Source organism: Streptomyces sp. NPDC028635 (assembly GCF_040637635.1).
GTDB lineage: Bacteria > Actinomycetota > Actinomycetes > Streptomycetales > Streptomycetaceae > Streptomyces.
The window spans coordinates 1-7,483 of the sequence record NZ_JBEZWX010000079.1; the positions used below are offsets into that span (position 1 = coordinate 1).

Below are 7,483 nucleotides of genomic sequence, written 5' to 3' on the forward strand. Positions count from 1 at the left end.
GTCCGTCCTCGGTCCGGCCGGCCGTTCCCGACGAGTGCGCCGTTGCCCGGTGCCGGCCGCTGCGGGCGGACACCCCCCACCCCGGCCCCTCCCCGCCGTCGGCGGGTGCGGGCCGTCGCCCCTTCCCGTTCGGGGGGCGCCCCTGCGGGTCCGGTGCGGGCCGTCGCCCCTTCCGAGGTCGGCCGCCCTTTGCGGGTCTGGTGCGGGGCGCGGGGAACCGCGCGACCCAGCCGCGACGGACCCGCACCCGGCAGCGCTCGCCGCTTGCTCAGCCCGTCGTCACGGGATCCAGCGCGCGGACCGGGCGGACCTCGCCCACCGGCGCTCCGCCGCCCAGGAGGGGCTCGCCCGCGAAGGCGGTGAGGAGCGAGGGGTCCACCCTCGCGCGGGCCAGCGCCGCCGCCGCCACCGGGATCCGCGCCCGGTTCGCCCCGTCGGCGATCTTGACGGCGATCGCGCGGCCGTCGGGCAGGGCCGCGACCTGGACGCCCTCGAAGCCGTCCTTGGCGAGCAGCCCCGGGACCGCCCGCATCAGCGCGGCCACGTCGCGGCCGGAGCCGGAGGCCATCTCGGCGTGGTCGCGCATCGCGTCGGCCACGCGGGCCTCCGGGGTGCCGGGGGGCGCCGACGTGATGCGGGCGGCCGCCCGGGCCAGGCCGTGCAGGGAGAGGGAGAACAGAGGGGCGCCGCAGCCGTCCACCGTGACCCGTGCGATCCGCTGGCCGGTGAGGTCCTCGACGATCTCGGCGATCGCCTTCTGCAGGGGGTGGCCGGGGTCGAGGTAGTCCTCCAGGGACCAGCCGTTGAGCTTGCAGGTGTACAGCATGGCCGCGTGCTTGCCGGAGCAGTTCTGGGCCAGGCGGGACGGGCCGCGGTCCGCGCGGATCCAGGCGTCCCGTACGGCGGGGTCGAAGGGCAGGTCGGGGACGTTGCGCAGGTCGTCCTCGGTGAGGCCGGCCAGGCCCAGGATGCGGCGGGTGCCCTCGAGGTGGACCTCCTCACCGGAGTGGCTGGCGGCGGCCAGGGAGAGCAGGTCGCCGTCGAGCGGCAGGCCCGCCCGGACCATGGCGACCGCCTGGAGCGGCTTGACCGCGGAGCGGGGGTAGAAGGCCGCCTCGATGTCGCCGAGCTGGAACACGGGGGTGCCGTCGGCGCCGAGTACGGCCACGGAGCCGTAGTGGATGCCTTCGATGACGCCGCCGCGTATGAGGTGGGCCACGGGTACGTGGAGGGGTTCACGGATCTGGGGTGCGTCCGCGAGAGAACTGCTGTACATCTCTGCCTGGTTCAGTGGTGGGTGGGTGAGGCCGGGTGCGCTGTTCACGCGCCGGCCCTGGTGCGGTCGACGCGGCCGCGGACGGCGTACCAGCCCGCGACCAGGGCGCCGGCGATCAGCGGCAGACACTGCACGGTGGTGCGTCCGGCGCCGCCGTCGGCGTACATGAGGACCAGGACGGAGGCGAGGAACGCCAGCGTCACGAGTTCGGTCCAGGGGGAGCCCGGCAGGCGGTAGCCGGGGCGGGTCAGTTCGTTGCTCTGAGCCTTCTGCCAGAAGCGCAGGTGGCAGACCATGATCATGCCCCAGGTGGCGAGGATGCCGATCGCCGCGAAGTTCAGGACGATCTCGAACGCGTCCTTCGGTACGACGAAGTTCAGGCCGACGCCGAGGACGCAGATGCCGCTGGTGAGCAGGATGCCGCCGTAGGGGACCTGGGTGCGGCTCATCCGCGCGGTGAACCTGGGCGCCGAGCCGCTGACGGCCATGGACCGCAGGATGCGGCCCGTCGAGTACAGGCCCGAGTTGAGGGACGACATGGCCGCCGTGAGGACGACGAGGTTCATCACACCGCCCGCCGCGGGGACGCCGATGTGCGACAGGACCGTGACGAAGGGGCTCTCCCCCGCCGTGTACTTGTTCCAGGGCAGGAGCATCGAGAGGAGGATCACCGAGCCCACGTAGAACAGGCCCACACGCCACATGATCGAGTTGATCGCCTTCGGCATGATCTTTTCGGGGTTCTCGGTCTCGCCGGCGGTGACGCCGACCAGCTCGACGGAGGCGTAGGCGAAGACGACGCCCTGGATGATCAGCAGCATGGGCAGCAGGCCGTTGGGGAAGACGCCGCCGTTGTCGGTGATCAGGGACGGGCCGGGGGTGGTGCCGTCCACCGGGTGCCGGGTCACCAGCAGGAAGATGCCGATGCACATGAACGTGACCAGCGCCGCCACCTTGATGATCGCGAACCAGAACTCCAGTTCACCGAAGATCTTGACGGAGATCAGGTTGACCGTGAGGACGACCGCGAGAGCGATCAATGCGATCAACCATTGCGGGACTTCGGAGAACATGCCCCAGTAGTGGGTGTACGTGGCGACCGCGGTGATGTCGGCGATGCCGGTCGTCGCCCAGTTGAGGAAGTACATCCAGCCGGCGGTGTACGCGCCCTTCTCCCCCAGGAACTCGCGGGCGTACGAGACGAACGCGCCGGAGGACGGACGGTAGAGGACGAGCTCTCCGAGGGCGCGCACGACGAGGAAGGCGAAGACTCCGCAGACCGCGTAGGCGATGAAGAGGGAGGGGCCGGCGTCGGCGAGGCGGCCTCCGGCGCCGAGGAACAGGCCGGTGCCGATGGCACCGCCGATGGCGATCATGTTGACGTGCCGGGACTTCAGGGACTTGCTGTAGCCCGCGTCTCCGGCGTCGATGTGACGGTTCGAGGGGCGCGTCTCGTCTTTGAGGTGCTGTTCGCTCACGCCTCGGGTCCGCCTTCCGTGGGTTGGGCCGCGCGCGCGGGGCGCACGATGTCGGTGAGGGTGGTCTCGACGCGGTCGAGGTGGTGGGCCATGGCCTCCACCGCGTCGTGCTCGGAACCGTCGACCAGCGCCTCGACGATGGCCCGGTGCTCGCGGTTGGACTGCTCGCGCCGGCCGCCCAGCTCGTTCAGGAAGGCCGACTGACGCGCCAGCGCGTCGCGGATCTCCTCGATGACCCGGCGGAAGACCGGGTTCTGGGCCGCCTCGGCCACGGCGAGGTGGAAAAGGGTGTCCATCGCGACCCACGCGGTGGTGTCCGTCTCCCGCTCCATGCGGTCCAGCAGATGCGCCAGGTGGTCCAGGTTCTCCGGGGTCCGGCGCACGGCGGCGTACCCGGCGACGGGGATCTCGATGTGGCGGCGCACCTCGAGCAGGTCGCTGGCCGCGTAGTCGCCGAAGGTGGGGTCCTCGACGGCGTTCGCGACGACGAAGGTGCCCTTGCCGGTCCGGGAGACCGTCAGGCCCATCGTCTGCAGGGCGCGCAGCGCCTCGCGCAGGACGGGCCGGGAGACCTCGAGGGTGCGGCACAGCTCCGCTTCGCTGGGGAGCTTGTCGCCTATGGCGTACTCGCCGCGCTCGATGGCACCGCGCAGATGGCCGAGTACGGCCTCCATGGCGCTGATGCGCCGAGGGGGCTGACTGGCTGTCCGGCTGTCTGACAGGTTCACGGGACAGATACTCCGGGTGGCCGAGGGGCGGTGTCAAGGCGGGTGGAAAGAAAAATTCAGGGGGCGGGAAGCCTGTAAATCGGCTTTCCGCCCCCTGGCAGTCACGAGGTCAGGCGTCGAGCGCGCCCGTGGAGAGCAGGCCGAGCAGGGCCACACCGATGACGATGCGGTAGATCACGAAGGCGTTGAAGGAGTGCTTGGCCACGAACTTCAGCAGCCATGCGATGGAGGCGTAGGCCACGACGAAGGAGACGATCGTGCCCACGGCCAGCGGGGCCGCGCCGACTCCGGTGCCGAGCGCGTCCTTCAGCTCGTACAGGCCGGCGCCGGTCAGGGCCGGGATGCCGAGGAAGAAGGACAGGCGGGTGGCGGCGACCCGGTCCAGGTCGAGGATGAGCGCGGTGGACATGGTGGCGCCCGAGCGGGAGAAGCCGGGGAAGAGCAGCGCCAGGATCTGCGAGCAGCCGACCAGCATCGCGTCCTTGAACGAGGTGTCGTCCTCACCGCGCTTGTGCCGGCCCATCTGGTCGGCCGCCCACATCACACCACTGCCGGCGATCAGGGACCCGGCCACCACCCACAGCGAGGCGAGCGGGCCCTCGATGAGCGGCTTCGCGGCCAGGCCCACGATCACGATCGGCACGGTCGCGGCGATCACCCACCAGGCGAACTTGTAGTCGTGGTGGTACCGCTCCTCCTTGTTGACCAGGCCGCGGCCCCAGGCGGAGACGATCCGCACGATGTCCTTGAAGAAGTACACGAGCACGGCGGCGATGGCGCCGACCTGGATGACGGCCGAGAACCCGACGACGGCGTCGTCGTCGACGGGGATCCCCATCAGCCCCTCGGTGATCTTGAGATGTCCGGTGGACGAGACGGGGAGGAACTCGGTCACTCCCTCGACGGCTCCGAGGACGACGGCCTGGCCGACGCTGATGACGCTCATGGATTCCCGTTCTTGGAGGGGCAGGGGGTACAGGGGGGCGGGACAGTCTTACTACACGCGGGCGAGAGCCCGCGCCTACGGCCAGATGACCTGCGCCACGGCCACGCCGGCGAACGCCGAGCCCAGGCCGGCGGCCACGCTACCGACGACGTTGAGCGCCGCGTACAGCCGGGCACCGGTCTCCGTCAGCCGAAGCGTCTCGTACGAGAAGGTCGAGTACGTCGTCAGTGCCCCGCACAGGCCCGTACCCAGCAGCAACCGCACGTGGGAGTCCACGGCCCCCGCTGCCGCCGCCCCCGTCAGCACCCCGAGGATCACACAGCCGACGACGTTGACGGTGAAGGTGCCCCAGGGGAAGACCGAGTCGTGCCGGGACTGCACCGCGCGGTCGGTGAGATAGCGCAGGGGCGCACCGACCATGCCCCCGGCGACGACGAGCAGCCAGTTCACAACGACTTCTTACCCTTCCCGCCCGGTTCGCCGGAATCGGCGCCGCGCCCCACGTACCGGATGACCTCGCAGTCGTCGAGGGTGACCAGTCCCTCGGTGACCAGTTCGTCGAGCTGCGGCAGGAAGGCCCGGACGCGGTCCTCGGTGTCCACGATCACGATCGCCACCGGCAGGTCCTCGCTCAGCGACAGCAGCCGCGAGGTGTGGATCAGGGAGGAGGCGCCGAAGCCCTCGATGCCCTTGAAGACGCTGGCCCCGGCCAGACCGGCCGCGTGGGCGCGGTGCACGATCTCGGCGTAGAGGGGCTTGTGGTGCCAGGTGTCCATCTCGCCGACGAAGACGGTCAGGCGCAGGGCACGTCCGGTGAGCCGGGTCATCGCTGCCTCCGGGTCATCGCTGCCTCCGGGTCATCGCTGCCTCCGGGGCCATCGCCGTCTCCGGGGTCGCCGCCGTCTCCGGGGTCATCGCTGTCTCCGGGTCAGGACGCGGCGGGTCGTTGCGGCGGAGAGCCACACCATGGTGAGCGCCGCGAGCGGGGTCACGGCGAGGTAGGCCAGTGCGGTGCGCGCGTGGCCGCGGTCGATGAGCTGCTGGACGTCGACGGCGTAGGTGGAGAAGGTGGTGAAGCCACCCAGCACGCCGGTGCCGAAGAAGGGCCGCACGAGTCTGTGCGCGGCCAGGACCTCGGTGATCAGGACCATGAACACGCCCATCACGGCGCAGCCGGTGATGTTGATCCACAGAGTGGTCCACGGGAATCCCCCGACGGCCGCGGGCCAGGCGAGCCCGGCCGCGTAGCGGGCGGCCGCGCCGCAGGCGCCGCCGAGTGCGACCACCGCGACGACGGGCAGCCGGCCGCGCCAGGCGGTGCGGCGCCGCGGGGCGGTGGGGATGCGGAGGCTCTCGGCCTCGGGGGCTGTCATGTCGTCCGTCTCCTGCTCGCCGTGCGGTGATCACGGCCGACACCAGCCTAGCCCCGGGGCGGAGGGCGGCTCACCCGCCGGCGGGCAGGGCGCAGACCGCGACACCCGGTTCCCACAGGCTGCCGAGGACGAGATGACCGGCCGTCGCGCAGACGCTGGTGACCATGCGGAAGCGGGAGTGACGGCGGGCGAGGTGATGGACGGTACGGCCGTCGTCGTCGACGGCCAGGACGGCTGCGGCGCCGGTGGGGCGGAACGGTGCGTGCACCGCCGCTCGCGCGGCGAGGCGGCGTGCCGCCGGGGCGGCCCGGTGCAGGACGTCGAGCGCGGGGACGCGCGGGCCGGCCAGGGCGACCCAGATCGGGCCGTCGGGACCGGATCGCCACAGGTTGTCGGGCATGCCGGGCAGGTTCTCGGCGAAGGGCTCGCTGTGGCCGGCCCGTGGTCCGGTGAGCCAGTAGCGGGTCAGGCGGCATGCGCCGGTCTCGGCCAGCACCAGGAAGGTGCCGTCGGCGCTCAGGGCCAGACCGTTGGCGAAGCGCAGGCCCTCCAGCAGTACCTCGAAGGCGGTACTGCCGGGGGCGAGGCGGAGCAGGCGGCCGGTGCGGGTGTCCTCGACGATGTCGGCGAGCCAGTGACGCAGGGGGTGACGGCGGCTGGAGACGGTGACGTAGACGCTGCCGTCGGGTCCGGCGACCACGTTGCTGGCGAAACGCAGCCGCTCCCCCGCCACCTCGTCGGCCAGGACCCGTACGGCGCCGGTGGTGAGGTCGGCGCGCAGCAGTCCTCGTTCCGCGTCGCAGACGAGGAGGTCACCGTCGGGGAGCAGTTCGAGGCCCAGCGGGCGGCCGCCGGTGTCGGCGAGGGTCTCGACGCGGGGTGGCGGCGCGGCGGGGTCGGCGAGGCCGTCGAGGGCGGCGGGGTCGGCAAGGCCGTCGAGGGCGGCGGGGCCGGCAAGGCCGTCGAGGCGCAGGATGCGGCCGTCGGCCACGCCGGTGAGGATCCTGCCGCGCGGGTCGGTGATCACGTCCTCGGGGCCGTGGCCGGGCAGGCGGACGTGGCGGATCGGGCGCAGGGGCGCGGGTCGGTCCATGGTGGCCGGTTCACCAGCCCTTCTCGAACATGCGGGCCACCTCGGCGATCCGTATCTCGTCCCGCCGGTAGTAGGTGTGCGGTCCGGCCCGGCGGGCGCGCACCAGGCCGACGCGGGTCAGCAGGGCGAGATCGCACTGTACGAGGCTCAACGGCACCCCGAGACCGAGGGCGATCGCGTCCGCCGTGACGCCGCCGTGGGACGGGTCGCCGTCCAGCGGGAAGGTGTCGGGGGCGTGCTCGAGCCACTGCAGGAGGCGCAGACGCCTCTCGCTGACGGGAGCCCTCACCATCGTGTCCCCCTCGGATGCCGGAGCCGGGCCTTCGTACCGCGTCCTCCCACTGTTCCCCGGTGGGAGCGCTTGCGCATCGCTCTCGGCGCGCGTTGTCCGGGATGCGTCGGCCGACGTGCCGGAAAACGGCGGGAGTCGAGCGCCGTGGACGGGGCCGGGGGGGCAGGGCATGGCCGGCCGGCTGCTCGGCTGCGGGTTCGTGGTGGCTGGTCGCGCCGTTCCCCGCGCCCCTTTTTGTGCCTGCGGCGGCCCGTTGCGGTGCGTGGTGGGCTGGTGTCGCGCCTGCGGTTGTCTGTG

At 72.0% G+C, this 7,483-nt stretch carries 9 protein-coding genes; all 9 read right to left on the bottom strand.

What is annotated here, in order from left to right; all coding sequences use genetic code 11:
• Positions 1-268: 268 nt before the first annotated feature.
• The gene (locus AB0E88_RS35510) at positions 269-1,276 is read right to left on the bottom strand and encodes an asparaginase (protein WP_361639290.1); all 1,008 of its coding nucleotides are present in this window, start codon (positions 1,274-1,276) and stop codon (positions 269-271) included.
• A gap of 44 nt (positions 1,277-1,320) precedes the next feature.
• On the bottom strand, positions 1,321-2,754 hold the full coding sequence (locus AB0E88_RS35515) for an amino acid permease (protein WP_361639293.1): 1,434 nt from the start codon (positions 2,752-2,754) through the stop codon (positions 1,321-1,323).
• Complete coding sequence (locus AB0E88_RS35520) at positions 2,751-3,428, bottom strand: FadR/GntR family transcriptional regulator (protein ID WP_361639318.1); 678 nt, start codon at positions 3,426-3,428, stop codon at positions 2,751-2,753. The genes AB0E88_RS35515 and AB0E88_RS35520 overlap by 4 nt, the downstream gene beginning before the upstream one ends.
• A 163-nt stretch (positions 3,429-3,591) precedes the next feature.
• Positions 3,592-4,428, bottom strand: coding sequence for an undecaprenyl-diphosphate phosphatase (locus tag AB0E88_RS35525; RefSeq protein ID WP_361639300.1), 837 nt, complete (start codon positions 4,426-4,428; stop codon positions 3,592-3,594).
• A gap of 75 nt (positions 4,429-4,503) precedes the next feature.
• A complete protein-coding gene (gene crcB / locus AB0E88_RS35530; RefSeq protein ID WP_361639303.1) occupies positions 4,504-4,878 on the bottom strand; it encodes a fluoride efflux transporter CrcB in 375 nt (124 codons plus the stop codon).
• Positions 4,875-5,255, bottom strand: coding sequence for a DUF190 domain-containing protein (locus tag AB0E88_RS35535; RefSeq protein WP_361639306.1), 381 nt, complete (start codon positions 5,253-5,255; stop codon positions 4,875-4,877). The genes crcB (AB0E88_RS35530) and AB0E88_RS35535 overlap by 4 nt, the downstream gene beginning before the upstream one ends.
• A gap of 84 nt (positions 5,256-5,339) precedes the next feature.
• Complete coding sequence (crcB, locus tag AB0E88_RS35540) at positions 5,340-5,801, bottom strand: fluoride efflux transporter CrcB (RefSeq protein WP_361639309.1); 462 nt, start codon at positions 5,799-5,801, stop codon at positions 5,340-5,342.
• Between the two features lie 70 nt (positions 5,802-5,871).
• Complete coding sequence (locus tag AB0E88_RS35545; protein WP_361639312.1) at positions 5,872-6,894, bottom strand: SMP-30/gluconolactonase/LRE family protein; 1,023 nt, start codon at positions 6,892-6,894, stop codon at positions 5,872-5,874.
• Positions 6,895-6,904: 10 nt separating this feature from the next.
• Entirely contained in the window at positions 6,905-7,186 is a 282-nt protein-coding gene (locus AB0E88_RS35550) for a helix-turn-helix domain-containing protein (RefSeq protein WP_361639315.1), read from the bottom strand.
• Between the last annotated feature and the right edge of the window lie 297 nt (positions 7,187-7,483).

What these genes read in the sequence shown, in the direction of transcription:
- crcB (WP_361639309.1), bottom strand. Translation starts at nt 5,801, where the DNA reads ATGACAGCCCCCGAGGCCGAGAGCCTCCGCATCCCCACCGCCCCGCGG.
- AB0E88_RS35510 (WP_361639290.1), bottom strand. Translation starts at nt 1,276, where the DNA reads ATGTACAGCAGTTCTCTCGCGGACGCACCCCAGATCCGTGAACCCCTC.
- AB0E88_RS35525 (WP_361639300.1), bottom strand. Translation starts at nt 4,428, where the DNA reads ATGAGCGTCATCAGCGTCGGCCAGGCCGTCGTCCTCGGAGCCGTCGAG.
- AB0E88_RS35535 (WP_361639306.1), bottom strand. Translation starts at nt 5,255, where the DNA reads ATGACCCGGCTCACCGGACGTGCCCTGCGCCTGACCGTCTTCGTCGGC.
- AB0E88_RS35550 (WP_361639315.1), bottom strand. Translation starts at nt 7,186, where the DNA reads ATGGTGAGGGCTCCCGTCAGCGAGAGGCGTCTGCGCCTCCTGCAGTGG.
- AB0E88_RS35520 (WP_361639318.1), bottom strand. Translation starts at nt 3,428, where the DNA reads ATGGAGGCCGTACTCGGCCATCTGCGCGGTGCCATCGAGCGCGGCGAG.
- AB0E88_RS35545 (WP_361639312.1), bottom strand. Translation starts at nt 6,894, where the DNA reads ATGGACCGACCCGCGCCCCTGCGCCCGATCCGCCACGTCCGCCTGCCC.